This is a genomic window from Pseudoalteromonas simplex (genome assembly GCF_015278155.1).
GTDB lineage: Bacteria > Pseudomonadota > Gammaproteobacteria > Enterobacterales > Alteromonadaceae > Pseudoalteromonas > Pseudoalteromonas simplex.
In genome coordinates this window covers 112,296-126,690 of record NZ_JADILN010000007.1, presented here as the reverse complement: position 1 = coordinate 126,690, position 14,395 = coordinate 112,296, and the positions used below count along the sequence as shown (strand labels likewise).

Annotated in this window: 12 protein-coding genes and 1 pseudogene; 7 read left to right on the top strand and 6 right to left on the bottom strand. The window is 41.3% G+C overall.

The genetic code is table 11. The features are described 5' to 3' along the window. Positions 1-64: 64 nt before the first annotated feature. From IRQ78_RS14490 to IRQ78_RS14475, 4 genes are all read left to right on the top strand, one after another. Entirely contained in the window at positions 65-1,615 is a 1,551-nt protein-coding gene (locus IRQ78_RS14490) for a cryptochrome/photolyase family protein (protein ID WP_194442572.1), read from the top strand. Between the two features lie 117 nt (positions 1,616-1,732). Further along, positions 1,733-2,746 (top strand): phospholipase C/P1 nuclease family protein, encoded by a 1,014-nt coding sequence (locus tag IRQ78_RS14485; RefSeq protein ID WP_054553181.1) that lies wholly within the window; start codon positions 1,733-1,735, stop codon positions 2,744-2,746. Between the two features lie 17 nt (positions 2,747-2,763). After that, positions 2,764-3,930: a peptidyl-prolyl cis-trans isomerase gene (locus IRQ78_RS14480; protein ID WP_228482641.1), complete on the top strand. Its 1,167-nt coding sequence runs from the start codon at positions 2,764-2,766 to the stop codon at positions 3,928-3,930. Then, positions 3,927-4,451: a hypothetical protein gene (locus IRQ78_RS14475; RefSeq protein WP_194442571.1), complete on the top strand. Its 525-nt coding sequence runs from the start codon at positions 3,927-3,929 to the stop codon at positions 4,449-4,451. Before IRQ78_RS14480 ends, IRQ78_RS14475 begins: the two co-directional genes overlap by 4 nt. A gap of 39 nt (positions 4,452-4,490) precedes the next feature. Here IRQ78_RS14475 and IRQ78_RS14470 read toward each other — a convergent pair whose 3' ends face one another. Next, entirely contained in the window at positions 4,491-4,937 is a 447-nt protein-coding gene (locus tag IRQ78_RS14470; protein ID WP_054562102.1) for an Hsp20 family protein, read from the bottom strand. 330 nt (positions 4,938-5,267) lie between these two features. Between IRQ78_RS14470 and IRQ78_RS14465 the strand changes: the two genes are divergently transcribed. From IRQ78_RS14465 to IRQ78_RS14455, 3 genes are all read left to right on the top strand, one after another. Next, entirely contained in the window at positions 5,268-5,726 is a 459-nt protein-coding gene (locus IRQ78_RS14465; protein WP_228482640.1) for a TlpA family protein disulfide reductase, read from the top strand. A gap of 111 nt (positions 5,727-5,837) precedes the next feature. Beyond that, entirely contained in the window at positions 5,838-6,101 is a 264-nt protein-coding gene (locus IRQ78_RS14460) for a GrxA family glutaredoxin (protein ID WP_194442569.1), read from the top strand. A gap of 147 nt (positions 6,102-6,248) precedes the next feature. Beyond that, the gene (locus IRQ78_RS14455) at positions 6,249-8,054 is read left to right on the top strand and encodes a DEAD/DEAH box helicase (RefSeq protein ID WP_054553186.1); all 1,806 of its coding nucleotides are present in this window, start codon (positions 6,249-6,251) and stop codon (positions 8,052-8,054) included. 134 nt (positions 8,055-8,188) lie between these two features. On the opposite strand, the gene IRQ78_RS14450 is transcribed toward IRQ78_RS14455, so the two are convergent. The 5 genes and pseudogenes from IRQ78_RS14450 to IRQ78_RS14430 form a co-directional block, all read right to left on the bottom strand. Beyond that, positions 8,189-9,748, bottom strand: coding sequence for an AbgT family transporter (locus IRQ78_RS14450; RefSeq protein WP_054562105.1), 1,560 nt, complete (start codon positions 9,746-9,748; stop codon positions 8,189-8,191). Between the two features lie 148 nt (positions 9,749-9,896). Beyond that, positions 9,897-10,175, bottom strand: a complete 279-nt coding sequence (locus IRQ78_RS14445) for a YfcL family protein (protein WP_054553188.1) — start codon at positions 10,173-10,175, stop codon at positions 9,897-9,899. A gap of 2 nt (positions 10,176-10,177) precedes the next feature. Next, complete coding sequence (locus IRQ78_RS14440; RefSeq protein ID WP_194442568.1) at positions 10,178-11,320, bottom strand: ATP-NAD kinase family protein; 1,143 nt, start codon at positions 11,318-11,320, stop codon at positions 10,178-10,180. Continuing rightward, positions 11,310-11,879, bottom strand: coding sequence for an elongation factor P hydroxylase (locus tag IRQ78_RS14435; protein ID WP_323741608.1), 570 nt, complete (start codon positions 11,877-11,879; stop codon positions 11,310-11,312). The genes IRQ78_RS14440 and IRQ78_RS14435 overlap by 11 nt, the downstream gene beginning before the upstream one ends. A 90-nt stretch (positions 11,880-11,969) precedes the next feature. Further along, positions 11,970-13,577: pseudogene (locus IRQ78_RS14430) on the bottom strand (HD-GYP domain-containing protein); the annotation flags it as partial. Positions 13,578-14,395 lie beyond the last annotated feature (818 nt).

Sequence of the window (14,395 nt, the reverse complement as noted above, 5' to 3'; positions counted from 1 at the left end):
TATCGATCTATCTCCTAGTTTGTTTCGTAGTTAATTCAATTATGATCCACTAAGGTTTTTAGAAGTGCAATATGCCACCCTGAGATTTATCTTTGGCGATCAACTTAATGCAAGTCATAGCTGGTTTAAAAATAAATCACAACCAGACACACTGTACGTGATTGCCGAATTGAAACAAGAAACAGACTATGTAAAGCATCATTTGCAAAAAGTGGCCGCTTTTTTTGCTGCAATGGAAAACTTTGCTAATGCACTGACAAAAGCGAATTTAAACTGCCTGCATCTGACACTCGATGACACACAAGATGATGCCACGCTACCTGAATTGCTCACCCGCTTAGCGAAGCAGTATCAATGCCAAAATATTGAGTATCAATATCCAGACGAATACCGCCTTAAAAAGCAACTTGCAGATTTTTCACAGCAGAGCGAATTTAATGTCAATGCAGTTGATTCGGAACACTTCTTGTTACCTTTTAACGATATTGACCAGCACTTTAAGCCAAATAAACCGGTAAAAATGGAGTTTTTTTATCGTGCTATGCGCAAACGTTTTAATATTTTAATGGACGATGATAACCAACCTCGTGGAGGCAAATGGAATTTTGATCAGCAAAATAGAAACAAGTTAAAACCAAGCGATCTTAAAGAAATTCCTGAACCTTTGTGCTTCGGTCACGATGTTAGCCACATCCTTAAACGGATAGAAAAGCACAAAATAAATACCTTCGGTGAGTGCAGCGATACCTTAATTTGGCCAACCACGCGCGCTGAAGCAAAGCAGTTACTTGATTTTTTTTGCGACCATTTACTGGTGCATTTTGGTCAGTTTCAAGATGCCATGACATGCCAGTCCCAGTACCAATGGTCTTTGTATCACAGCCGTTTATCGTTTGCTCTTAATACGAAAATGCTGCACCCGATGCAGGTCATCGAACAAGTGTTAACTAGCTTTGATAAGCAACCTATTGATATTGCTCAAGTTGAAGGTTTTATTCGGCAAATTCTCGGTTGGCGCGAGTATGTACGTGGTATTTATTGGCAAAATATGCCTGATTACGCCAGCAAAAATGCCTTAAATGCAAAGCGTGCCCTACCCGACTATTTTTGGCACGGCAAAACAAACATGAATTGTATGCACCATGCCATTACACAAAGCCTGCAAACGGCTTATGCACACCACATACAACGTTTGATGATCACGGGTAACTTTTGCTTATTAACCGCTATTAAGCCTAGTGAAGTAGATGAATGGTATTTAGGTATTTATATCGATGCCATAGAATGGGTAGAAATGCCCAACACTCGGGGAATGAGCCAATTTGCTGACGGGGGATTAATTGCCACTAAACCTTATGCTGCCAGTGGAAATTACATCAACAAAATGAGTGATTATTGCAAACACTGTAGCTACAACATTAAAGAAAAAACCACTGAGGATGCTTGCCCATTCAACAGCCTATATTGGCATTTTATGTTAGAACATGAACAGCAGCTATCACAAAACCCTCGTATCGGTATGATTTATAACAACTGGTATAAGCAAGATGAATCTGTTCAGCAAGCAACTCTTAAACGTGCTAATTGGTGCTTGGATAATTTAGAAAAACTGTAATGACAAAGTACCATACTGGGTAAACTTGTTAATTAAATGTTTAATTATTTTGTCACTCTAGTGTAATCACGCTCTTTTTTAATAGCGCTGCATATTAAATAACACTTTGAGGACACAATGAAAAAAACACTTATTAGCGCAGCGTTTTTAGTTGCATGCAGCAGTAACGTACATGCGTTTAGTCAAGAAACCCACAAACGTATCGTGATTGATGCCGTTAACTACATGCAACAACACCCAAGCACAACACAATACGCTGCGTTAGTCAGCTATGCTCAGCAAAATAATATGACTGTCGCTCAGCTTGGCGAGCTACTTGGGCAAGCAGCCTATGACGTCGATGATTTTGAGGACACGTTTTTTTGTGGTGCTATTACAGGTTCTTGCGTACAAGCACCAGTTTGGGGTGCTGCAGAAAGTATTGTGAAATACACCAGTTATTGGCACTTTCAAAATCACACCCAAGGTGCTGATCAACATGGCAACGACTTTGGCGGCTACAACTATCAAAAACTAACAGTATGGGGAGCAGTTGATAATCTTGCCGCAACGTGGCTCAAAGGTGATTACCTTGATGATGGTAAAGGTGGTGAAACAGGCTGGTTCAATGCTGACTCTTCAAAATATAATAGCTATGGCGTTACTGAAGCCCATTACCGTATAGATAGCCAATCAAGTTACAGCATGTATGATGACTTTGAGGAAATGCCATTCCAACCTATCGATAACTTAGGGCAATATTGGTATCAAAGTTACTTACAAAGCGGTAATCCACAGATTTTAGGCTTTGTATTTCACACTACCGATTTACTCCAACCTCATCATACTTGGACAACCTCCGATTTAAATCACTCAAGCTGGGAAAGTTGGGTGAATGACTACTACGACCAAGAAAACCTCAATGATCCAGCACTCGTTTCACAAGCCATGGCAACCTTTGCTGCATTAGATACACAATCAACTGATGTACGCCCTTTGTTAACCCAAGGCGGTGCATTTTCGTATGCACAAGGTGGGATCGTGTTAAATTCAAAAGATCATTACGACCGACTCGATACTGCAAAACAAGTGGTTCCCCATGCAATTGCAATGGTGGTTCACCTACTTAATCATGCCATGGTTGCTCGATAATGCGTGGGCTTTACATTTTGACAGCACTGCTAGGTTTGCTTTTTAGCAACCTAGCAGTTGCTGCGTTTAATCAATACACAGAATCTGAAATTGATCTCATGTGGCAGGTCTACAAAGAACAAAGCCCTGATATTAGCAAACAGCAAACACGTGAACGCCTTTACGAAAATCAATTTTTACTTAAGTACGCACAGAAAAACATGCCTGAGCTTGTAGAGCGCCAAGCGAGTGTTGGCTTTTCAACTCATTACCATGTAATGCGCTACTTAGATAATCTGTTTATTCATCAGTTAAATCTCACCGGTAAACCAGCTACAACTGGGCTTGAACCATTTGATAAACACTGGCTGAAAACCAACTTAGGGCTATATCCTCTGGATGGTCAGTACAGTGATGCCCAAATCAAACAGTTCAATGCTATTAAACTCGATTTGTTTGAAAACCCAATGACGCTGTACGAATTTATTGCACCTCTTTCTATGCAGACTCGCTTTCGTTTGCATCAAGGAGATAGCGAACTGTTCAAAACCGAAGTTTTAAAACATCGACAATTTCTTTTGCATTTAAAGCAAGCTGATGCGGTCATACAAACACAGCAAATTTCGCTACCCCATCTTTATTCTATAGCCAAGGGCGATATCCTAAGGCCTTCGATTCAAAGCTGGTTAGGGGTAAAAGGTATTATGCATGTAGAGAGCCCTGTGTTAACTCGCTTAGAGAACAAGGTTACTGACGCTGAAATCCAGCAATATTACCAACAACACAAAGAAAGATTTCATTATCTAAAATCGGTTAAGGCCCATGGCGGCGAATTTACCGATAGAGAAGCGGCTTTAGCATTTAAAAAGCAAGCTGAAACAAGCTCAATACAACACGCACTAAAGCAATTAAATCAGCCCGATATTTACGCTCAATATAATAACTACTTAACCCGAGAGCATAAACGAAATTGGGCAGTACAATTAGCATTCACACAAAAGCCTCAACAGTTAAGTGAGGTAATACGCTCACCGAATGGTTTTTGGGTGGTAGTAATGAGCTATGATCATGCGTTTGGCTACTTTGACGCAAATGACGAAACGGTCCGCTATCAAGCCAAAAAGGCCATCGCGGTTGAAAAAGCCATAATTAACTACCAACAGAGTTGGTTAGCGTGGCAAAAAGCGCATGGGGTTAAGTTATGAAATGGCTAGCTTTAGCACTTTGTGTGCTTTTTAGTGCTGCGGTTATTATGCATGTGCAATCAAAACATATTGCTTTAGTGCCTGCTGAAAAAGCACTGCTGCCCGTTGAGGTTGAGAAAAAAGATGTTCGTAATCAACAAGCAATGACCAGTATGCACGTAAAGCCAACTTTAATTGCCAGTGAAACAATCGATGAGGCCGTTACAAATGCGGCAATCACAACTCCCGATTACTTTCCACCCATTGCAAAGCAGCCCCAGCAGACGAAGCGGTTTACAGGTGATCTTAATGACCATAAAGCGTATCAGGCATACCATCAAACACAACAAACTGAATTAGAACTTCGCTTTATTGATGCCGCAGAAAGTAAAATTGCTACTCTCGAATCCCTTTTAGAACGTGGTAAGCAAGCGGAATTGTCAGAAGATAAGCTTAATGAAGCCGAAGATAAAATTGCGGCTTTAAAGACGATGCAAGCGGAATTAGTTGCTAAACATAACGAAAAAAGCCGCCTCAAATGAGCCGGCAAAACTAACTAGGGGAAACAATGCTGTTGGTAATTACTTGTTTTCGAGTAATTTACCATTACCGATTTCAATTTTACGTGGTTTTAAAGCTTCTGGAATTTCACGCTCTAAATCGATACTTAGTAAGCCATTTTCAAGGTCAGCGCCAAGCACTTTAACGTGGTCACCTAATTGGAACTTACGCTCAAAGTTACGCTCTGCAATGCCTTGGTGAATGAACTTACGTTCAGCATTATCTTGTTTATCAGCTTTAGTACCGCTGACTTTCAATGTGTTGTTTTCTGACTCAATGGTCAATTCACTGTCACTAAAACCTGCTACAGCCATAGTGATACGATATTTGTCTTTATCAAGTGCTTCGATGTTGTACGGAGGAAAACTTGGCTGCTTGTCTGTGCGAGCTGCCGCATCCATTAATGATGCTAAATGATCGAAACCGATGAATGAACGATAAAGTGGTGATAAGTCTACTGTACGCATAATTATATCCTCATATTTAAGCGATATTTTGTTAGTACTCTTCTATTGAACCAGTGCTAACAAAGTTAAATTAATACTATATATTTCAATTACTTTAGTTTGTTTGGGACCCATCAGGCGTCCTCACTAAACTATTTATGGGCGGGTAAAATCTTTTCAAGATTTTTAGCAAAAAAAATTGTAATTTTTTTTAAATTAAATGAAAGTTAAGTGCTCTCAAACTGGTCTGAATAAGTTGATTTTAAAGGGCTAACAACGTACAAAATAACAATGAAAAAAAATCCAACTTTTTTAAAAAAATTTATCAGTGTGCTAAAAAATGTCGTTTTAATGGCAGTCGTTGTGTATGCCGTGACCGCATTTCAGCAACGTAATTTACTCTCAACAGATAAAACCCCTGCCCCCTATTTTAATTTAGCCACGCTGAAAAACCCGACAGAGCGGATGACCATTGCACAATTACAAGGCAAGCAAACAGTGGTGTATTTCTTTGCGCCTTGGTGCTCAATTTGTCGTTACAGTATGCCAAATTTAGAAAAGGCTCATCAGCAAGGTAAGTTGAATGCCATAGCAATTTCCCTTGATTACCAAAACATTACTGAAGTAAAACAGTTTACTAATTCACTCGAATTAACAATGCCGGTGCTACTTGGCAGTAAAAGTACAGGTCAAGATTATAAAATCAGTGCCTACCCAACTTATTATGTTATTGATGAACAGTTGGCCATTACTGCGCATTCTATGGGTTACTCAACAGAACTAGGCCTTAGAATGCGAACTCTAGATTAGCTCAATCGCTAATAATGAGAAAAAACAGAATAGTGCAATCGATTTTATGCGCTGTTTTTATTCATTTAATCCGTTAAGATGATAACCAGATAAACCATCGAGGAGAGCGATATGTTAACTGTAATTTTTGGCCGTGAAGGCTGCCCATACTGTGTTCGTGCAAAAGACGTTGCTGACAAACTAGCAAATGAGCGTGACGATTTTAAATACCGTTATATCGACATCATTAAAGAAGGCATCAGCAAAGCAGATTTAGAACAGTCTGCAGGCAAACCTTGCCCAACCGTACCACAGATTTTTATTGACCAAGCCCACATTGGTGGCTTCACTGAATTCGAAGCGTACGCTAAAGAAAATTTAGGGTTATATCAATAAATTGTAAACGTGGTTGATTTTGGTAAATTTAAACTGATTAAATTATGACCAACATCAACCACATACAAATTAGTTGTAATTTATACAAGCAATTGCCTTGTATTTCCTATACAATGCGCGCCTCTTTAAATTCGTTGAGGCGTATTAATGTCAGAACCAGTCACGTTTGAATCTCTAAATCTTTCTCCTGCAATCCTTAAAGCAGTTGAAGAGTTGGGTTACAAGACTCCATCTGAAATCCAAGCTCAATGTATACCGTTATTGCTAGAAAGAAAGGACGTACTGGGACTAGCGCAAACGGGTACAGGTAAAACAGCAGCATTTGCACTGCCGTTACTAAATAATATTGACCCGTCTGTGAAGCAGCCACAGATCCTTGTTTTAACGCCTACGCGTGAACTTGCGATCCAAGTAGCTGAGGCATTCGAACAATATGCTAAGCATACTCGTGGTGTTGAAGTTTTAGCCCTTTATGGTGGCCAAAGCTATAGCATCCAACTAAGTGCACTTCGTCGTGGCGCGCAAATCATTGTTGCAACGCCAGGTCGCTTAATTGACCACATTAACCGTGGCACAATCAAGTTTGAGAGCTTACAAGCCCTTGTTCTTGATGAAGCAGACGAAATGTTACGCATGGGCTTCATTGATGATGTAGAAAGCATCATGGAGAAAACGCCACGTGAAAAGCAAACATGTCTTTTCTCTGCGACCATGCCTAAGCAAATTCAAAATATCAGCAGCAAGTACATGAATGAGCCTGAGCAAGTTCATATCTCTGCGCGTAACTCAACTGTATCAACGGTTGAGCAAGTATTTTGGAATGCTCACGTACACAAAAACAAAGCTATCGTTCGCTTCTTAGAAGCTGAGCAATACGATGGTGCAATTGTTTTCGTACGTACACGTAACGACACGGTACAGTTAGCTGAATTACTTGAGCGCGAAGGTTTCTCTGCGGCACCACTTAATGGTGACATGAACCAACAAGCACGTGAACGCACAGTAGATCGTTTGAAAAACGGCCTAGTTGATATCGTTATTGCAACAGACGTTGCTGCACGTGGTCTTGATGTAGACCGTTTAAGCTTAGTAATTAACTACGATATTCCACAAGATTCAGAAGCCTACGTTCACCGTATTGGCCGTACTGGTCGTGCGGGTCGTCAAGGTAAAGCGATTCTTTTCGTAAAACATAACGAGCGTTATTTACTTAAAAATATCATTCGTCATACGAAATCTGATATCGCACAAGTTGATTTACCAACAGCTAAAGTTGTTGAAGAAAAGCGTATTAAAGCGCTTCAAGACAAGCTTACAATTGCGCTTGAAAACAAAGACATCACTTTCTTTAATCAAGTTGCTGCTAACATGGCAGAGAAACTTGAATTAAGTGCTGAAGACTTAGCAGGTGCATTACTTTGTTTAGCGCAGCAACAATCACCAATCAAGGTTGAAGAAGTTAAAGTTCAACCACGTGGCGAACGCAACGAGCGTCGTCGCAATGACCGTGGTGATCGTGGCGACCGCCAAGGACGCGAGCGTAAACCTCGTGAGCCGCGTGAGCGCAACAGCCGTAACATGGGTCCTATGGATACTTACCGTATCGAAGTAGGTCGTGAGCACGGTGTACAAGTTAAAAATATCGTTGGTGCGATTGCTAACGAAGCTGATATCTCAAGCAAGTTCATTGGTGATATTCGCTTACATGACAATCACAGTACGGTACAGTTACCACAGAACATGCCAAAAGATGTACTTGATCACTTCCAAAAGGTATTTATCTGTAAACGTCCGATGAACATGACGCTAACGCAAGACCAAGGTCCTGCGGCTCCTCGCTCTGAGCGCCCAAGTGGTGATCGTGGTGATAAGAAGCGTAACTTCAAAGACCGTGGTGAAAAACGTGGTGGCCCTCGTAAAGAGCGTCGTCCAGTGAGCTTCACTGCGAACTAATTGAAGCTTTAAGCAATAAAAAACCTTGTCATGAGAGTGACAAGGTTTTTTTGTGTCTGTAGTAAAGCTGTCAGCCGTCAGCTATCAGACTTCAGTTTTTTAAAGCCTCACGCTGGATTGCTGAGGCTTTGTCCTTATGAGCCAATGGCTGGGTATGCGTAGCTTGATTGAAGACCTAGTGGAATGCCTAAGCCCCAGTACGCGAGTAAGAAGATACTCCAACCGATTAAGAAGGCGATTGAGTACGGTAACATCATCGCGATTAAGGTGCCGATACCGGTGCCTTTAACATACTTTTGGCAGTACACAACAACCAGTGGGAAGTATGGCATTAGTGGCGTGATGATATTCGAGCTTGAGTCACCTACACGGTACGCAGCTTGTGTTAAATCAGGTGAAATACCCAGTTGCATCAGCATGGGTACAAAGATTGGCCCTAATAGCGCCCATTTTGCCGAGCTTGAGCCAACAAATAGGTTCACGAACGCTGTTAAGAAAATAATACCGACCACCGTGACTGAACTTGGCAGAGCCATTGCTTTTAATAATTGCGCCCCTTCAATTGCAAGTAATGCACCTAGGTTTGATTTACTAAATGCAGCAATAAATAACGCACAGAAGAACGCCATAACAATATAGTAAGCCATACCGCTCATCGCTTTGCTCATTGCATCGATCATATCTTTAGAGCTTTTGAAGGTACCCACGGCAAAACCGTAGACGGCACCAGGGATCCAAAACAGTAAGAAGATAAGTGGCACAATTGATTGCATTAACGGTGAACGGAAATTAGTTAATGAGCCATCACTGCTTCGCATTGCAGAGTCGGCTGGCGCTGAGACAAACCAAAGTAGAGCAAGGCCTGCAATCATCACTGTGCTTGCAATATAAAACGCACGTTTTTCATCACTGCGTGCTTCATCAAAGGCAGGTAGGTCTTCTGTATCACCATCAAGTGGCGTATTTTGTAAACGCGGCTCGATGATTTTATCTGTGATATACCAGCCTAATAAGATAATAAACAGGCTCGAAGCTGAGGTGAAAAACCAGTTGTTGAGCGGGTTAATCGCCATATCTGGGTTAATAATTTGCGCGGCACTTTGGGTAAAGCTTTGCAGTAACGGATCAATCCCTGATGGAATAAAGTTTGCGCTAAAGCCACCACTTACCCCAGCAAACGCTGCTGCAATACCAGCAAGCGGATGACGCCCCATCGCATAGAAGATAACTCCAGCAAGAGGGATAACTAGTACGTAACCGGCATCAGTTGCGGTATGGCTGACAATCGCTACTAAAATAATAGACGGTGTTAAAAGCTGCTTAGGCGTTACTTTTAACATTAATTTGAGGCCGGTATTGATAAAGCCAGAATGCTCAGCAACACCAACACCTAACATAGCAACCAGCACTACACCAAGCGGCGCAAAGCCAGTGAAGGTTTTCACCATCGAAGATAAGAAGGTGGCAAGGGAGTCCCCTGCTAATAGGTTATTTACAACGATGGCTTCGCCAGTGCGCGGATCGATTGCATCAAATGTAGTGCCCGAGAAAAGCCAAGATAAAAACCAAATAAGTAGCATTGCGACTAAAAAGATAATCGCTGGATCAGGTAGCTTGTTACCCACCCTCTCAATGGTATTTAGAAAACGTGCGATTGCACCACTTGGTGCCTGCACATCATTATTGTTATTCATTTTCAAATTCCCTAGAAAAATATCTCGTTAACCTTAACGTATCTAACTAATAAGGTAAATTTTAAGTTAATGGGATTACCTGATAAAGGTAAAGTGATTATGTAAAAAAAGCGACACAGGTCGCTTTACAGAATTTTATTTAATTAGATTAGGCTGCAAGTGCTTTCACTTCATCCCACAGGCGCACAACAAGCTCTTTATCTTCTTCGTTTAACTCACCGTTGCGATAAGCTTTAACGAGGCTAGATTCAACTTGATTGTTTAACTCATCAATCGATAAGTTTAATTCTTCTACTTGTGCATAGCCTACAGCTAAGTCAAAGTGACCACGTAAATAGCCACCAGCAAATAGCTCGTCGTCTGTTGCTTTATCAACTAAATCATCAAAATATTGCTGCGCTGCATCAATATAACTTACTAAACTCATTGTTACTTCTCCTCTGGGTGCAGCCCATCTTGATGACCCACTGCATACATAATATGGTCATTGAAACCGGTGGTTACGCGAATATAACCACTTAATTCATCGTCTAACTCACTATCACCCGTATCGGCAATCAGTGGTCGGCCATTCAAGGCCTGTAATTTAGTTTTAGTGGCCACCACAATAATGTTGTCGCGGCCAATAGCACGAATAAGTGCAGGGCTTAATTGCTGATTACCTCGGCCAAAGATATGGCCTTGGCCACCAATTAAGGTGATCACCAATTTGGTTTCTTTACCTTCTGTGAGCTCAAGTAATTGCTGAGCAGTTAAATCCTGCGCAATAAGCTCTTGGTCTGCCACTAAGTCTACACCTAGCAAGGTATTTTCAAGACCCATTTCTTCCATAATTGCCGCGACTGTAGAACCACTGCCCATCACATATAAGCAGTCTTCATCCATTTCACTAACAACATAGGCAGCTATATCGGCAAGCACTAATTCATCGGTTTCTTTACCGCCATTTTTAACGGCCTGTACATAACGTACTTCACTAGGCACTTGCATTTCACCATAGCGCTTAGCTTTTACCGTGCCTTCGCGAAATGCTTCTTCGTCGATATCCATCACATCAGCATCACCAAGGCTTACAAGTTCACCTTTAACTAGCATCTCAACAACACGCCCTGCTGCTTTTGGGGTAATAGCATAAACCCCAGAATGAATTTTGCAGCCTGCAGGAATACCTAATACAGGAGTGCTATCGCCAACAGCATGGCAAATATTGCGGGCAGTACCATCGCCACCCGCAAATAAAATAAGGTCGACACCTTGCTCAACTAATAGCTTGGCAGCCTGCTCTGTGTCATCTGGGGTGGTGATATCGTTTGTGTGGTAAATAACTTGGCTTTGAAAGCCTAGTTGCTTTGCCGTTTGCTCGCCCATTTCACCGTTTACAGTGTAAATGATTAAGTCATCTTGATGGGCAAGCAGCACTTCAAGTGCCGCTCGGGTGCGTAGGTTTGCTTTTGGCTCAGCACCAAGTTGCATTGCTTTTGCGGCGGTATCTGCGCCATCACTGCCCTTTAGTGCGACACTGCCACCTAAACCGGCAACCGGATTTACAATCAAACCTAATTTAAACTGCATCAGATAAAGCTCCTGGGTTGCCATTAAAATCGCGCTGCCACGAAAACTGTGCAGCTGTTAGTGGCCATGGGGTTTTATAGAAATCACTCATTGCTTTAAGCAGTGCTGTCGTGCGCTGGTTAAAGCCAGATGCTAAAAAGCTCAACACTTGCTGGTGAACTCTCGCTTGAAAATCGAATCGGCAGGTTTGCTCGCCATTTAAATTATCAACCGATACATTAAAATCGAAACCTGCTGCAGTACTGAGCGCCCATTCAATAGCTTGGGGCTTTACTTCAACTGCTTCAAATTCAGCTTGCTGGTGCTTATCACGACCATCTGGGCAATACCAATAGCCATAATCTTCTTTTAACCGACGTGCCTCTCCAGCCACTAGCCAATGGGCAATTTCGTGTAAGGCGCTGGCATAAAAACCGTGGGCAAACACAATTTGGTGACAAGGCGTTTGCTCATCAGCAGGCAGGTAAATAGGTTCATCATCACCCTTTATCAAACGCGTGTTATGGCTTTGATAAAAGGTGCTTTCAAAAATAGCGATTAAGTCAGCAATCTGATGCATACGGCTTGAATTCATCTCGTTAAAAGCGTCACTAAAAACGAGGCGAATTGTACGGACTTTTCACTCCAAAGTAAAAGCAACCGCCCTCAGTTACAGGTATTTTGCGATATCAACATCATCGATTTGCTCTGGGTTTAAATAGCGTTTTGCATACTTTAGGTAAATACCAGAAGTTAAAAATAGCTCAAATACATCATGGTCAATGTGATCGTCAGCAACCATTTTCGCTAAAATATCAATGGCAACACTGAGTGGTTTGGCTTTTTTGTAAGGTCTATCTGCCGCGGTTAATGCTTCGAAGATATCAGCAAGTACTAACACACGTTCGGGTATTGATAACTGCTCAGCGGTTAATTTTCGCGGATAGCCTGTCCCTTTTAAAGTTTCGTGATGAGTAGAAGCATAGCGCGGAACTTTCGCTAATTCTTTCGGGAATGGCACACTACCTAGCATACGAATTGTGCTGATCACATGCTCATTGATCTTAAATCGGTCTTCCGCTGTTAACGTGCCTCGTGCCACAGATAAGTTATACACTTCACCAAGGTTATATTTATACTCAGGAATTGCCATGTTAATGCCTAAACTTTCTGGGTACTCAACGGCTTTTTCGTGTGGAATTAAATCACTTGGCTTATCGCTCAGGAGTGACTCTTCAACAGGTAAATGCTGATTTTTCAAATCAGCCATACGCATTTCTTCAAGGGGCGATAGACCTAAACTTGCGTCAAAATGACGCTGCCACTTGATACTAGCAACCTCATGTAAACGAGACAACTGCGCTTCATCCATAAACTCACCACCAACATTACAAGCGGCAATGAAGCTAAAGTCTGCGTGTAACTTCTCTGTTTGTTGCTCAAGCTTTTGTTTAAGCACAGATTGCTGCTCTGGATGCGCTAATAGTTGCTCATAGTAGGTAATTTTTGCATCACGTAGTAGCACTTCAAATCGGGTGCGTACCTCATGAATACGGTTATAAATGGTTTCGAGCTTAGTGCCTTTATCAACAATATGCTCTGGTGTAGTGATTTTGCCGCAGTCATGTAGCCACGCCGCTAAGCGGAATTCTCGTCGCTCATCCGGGGTTTTAAAACTGAACTCAGAAAACGCCTCATCTGTTGAACCTGATGCTGCATCAGCAAGCCAAATACCCAACTCAGGCACACGCTCACAATGCCCTGCCGTATATGGCGATTTATCATCAATGGCTTGCGCTATAAGCTCTACAAACGACTCCATCAACGCTTTTTGTGAGTTTTCATGTTGCTCAATCGAGCGACTCATATCAACCATTGAACTAGCTAAATAATGAATTTCTAAAATATGACTCGAAAGCGTTGAAACCTCATTGTAGTCACGCTGTTGAATTTTTTTATTCTCACCCACTAGTTTAAGTATTGGGTTAACGATTGAAGAGGCAAAAAACCAAGAGACGGGCAGAAGCAAGAGCAAACATAACCCTGTAACTAATATTGAGATCTGAATCTTTTCTTTAATAATTGCTAGTACATCGTTTTTAGCCACGAGAACCGCAAAATAATCAATTTCATCAGATTGCATTTCACTACTGAGTGGCAGTTGCAATACAAACATATATTTCTCAACACCATCCTCACTCACACTTAGCATTTTGCCAAGTTGATGTTGTCCGTTAGCGAGCCCTGTAGTTTGCTCATTTGTTTTGATTATCTTGGATAAGTCATCAAACGAGTGAAGATGACCTTGTGTTTTACTTTTAGCGATTATTTCTCCATCTCCACGATAAACGTACATTTCGGAAGAAACTAGAAATTGCATTTTTTGCTGTTGTTTAATTAAAAACGCACTCAAGCTAGAACTTGCAACATCAATAGCAAGCACTCCCCCCGTTTGTTCAGATTTTATTGTGTACGTATAACCAGGTATCTTTAGTAGATTAAAAATATACTGTTGAGTTTTGGTTACTGTGCCAACTTTTGCATCGTTAAACCATAACCGCTTTCGAGGGTCGTAATCTGGAGTTTGTTTGTATTTCCTATTTAATGATAGGTTTTCATCTAAATAATATGTAGTTTGATGACGAGACTCACCCTGCCCTAACACCTTAAAAATAAGCCATCTATCTTCTGCTCTAAGATCGTTAGGTTTTGGTAGTTGAGCATGCCCACGTAAATTCACAACCTCAATGAAGTCACCATTAGCATAACCTAACAACAATGAATGAAAGTCTGGGTGTTTGTTTAATACTTCTATAAGAATATTTCGCAAAGAATCATTTTCATCAAAGTTCCCTGAAAACAGTCTGTTATCGTGGATCATAACACTTAATGTATTATCTACCCGCTGATTAATTCGAGTGATGTGGTCAGCTATTTGTTGGCTGGTTGATTTGAATTGTTCGGTTTTGGTTTGAAGGACTAATTTTTCACTGAAATAATAGTGCAGACTGATCGCCACGATTCCAGTTAGCAAGCTCGCTAGTGCAAATATTAATAACACACTTACGCGTATTGAAATTTTAAATCTTCTTTCAT

What these genes read in the sequence shown, in the direction of transcription:
- IRQ78_RS14470 (WP_054562102.1), bottom strand. Translation starts at nt 4,937, where the DNA reads ATGCGTACAGTAGACTTATCACCACTTTATCGTTCATTCATCGGTTTC.
- IRQ78_RS14440 (WP_194442568.1), bottom strand. Translation starts at nt 11,320, where the DNA reads ATGCAGTTTAAATTAGGTTTGATTGTAAATCCGGTTGCCGGTTTAGGT.
- IRQ78_RS14435 (WP_323741608.1), bottom strand. Translation starts at nt 11,879, where the DNA reads ATGCATCAGATTGCTGACTTAATCGCTATTTTTGAAAGCACCTTTTAT.
- IRQ78_RS14445 (WP_054553188.1), bottom strand. Translation starts at nt 10,175, where the DNA reads ATGAGTTTAGTAAGTTATATTGATGCAGCGCAGCAATATTTTGATGAT.
- IRQ78_RS14460 (WP_194442569.1), top strand. Translation starts at nt 5,838, where the DNA reads ATGTTAACTGTAATTTTTGGCCGTGAAGGCTGCCCATACTGTGTTCGT.
- IRQ78_RS14485 (WP_054553181.1), top strand. Translation starts at nt 1,733, where the DNA reads ATGAAAAAAACACTTATTAGCGCAGCGTTTTTAGTTGCATGCAGCAGT.
- IRQ78_RS14475 (WP_194442571.1), top strand. Translation starts at nt 3,927, where the DNA reads ATGAAATGGCTAGCTTTAGCACTTTGTGTGCTTTTTAGTGCTGCGGTT.
- IRQ78_RS14465 (WP_228482640.1), top strand. Translation starts at nt 5,268, where the DNA reads ATGGCAGTCGTTGTGTATGCCGTGACCGCATTTCAGCAACGTAATTTA.
- IRQ78_RS14455 (WP_054553186.1), top strand. Translation starts at nt 6,249, where the DNA reads ATGTCAGAACCAGTCACGTTTGAATCTCTAAATCTTTCTCCTGCAATC.
- IRQ78_RS14450 (WP_054562105.1), bottom strand. Translation starts at nt 9,748, where the DNA reads ATGAATAACAATAATGATGTGCAGGCACCAAGTGGTGCAATCGCACGT.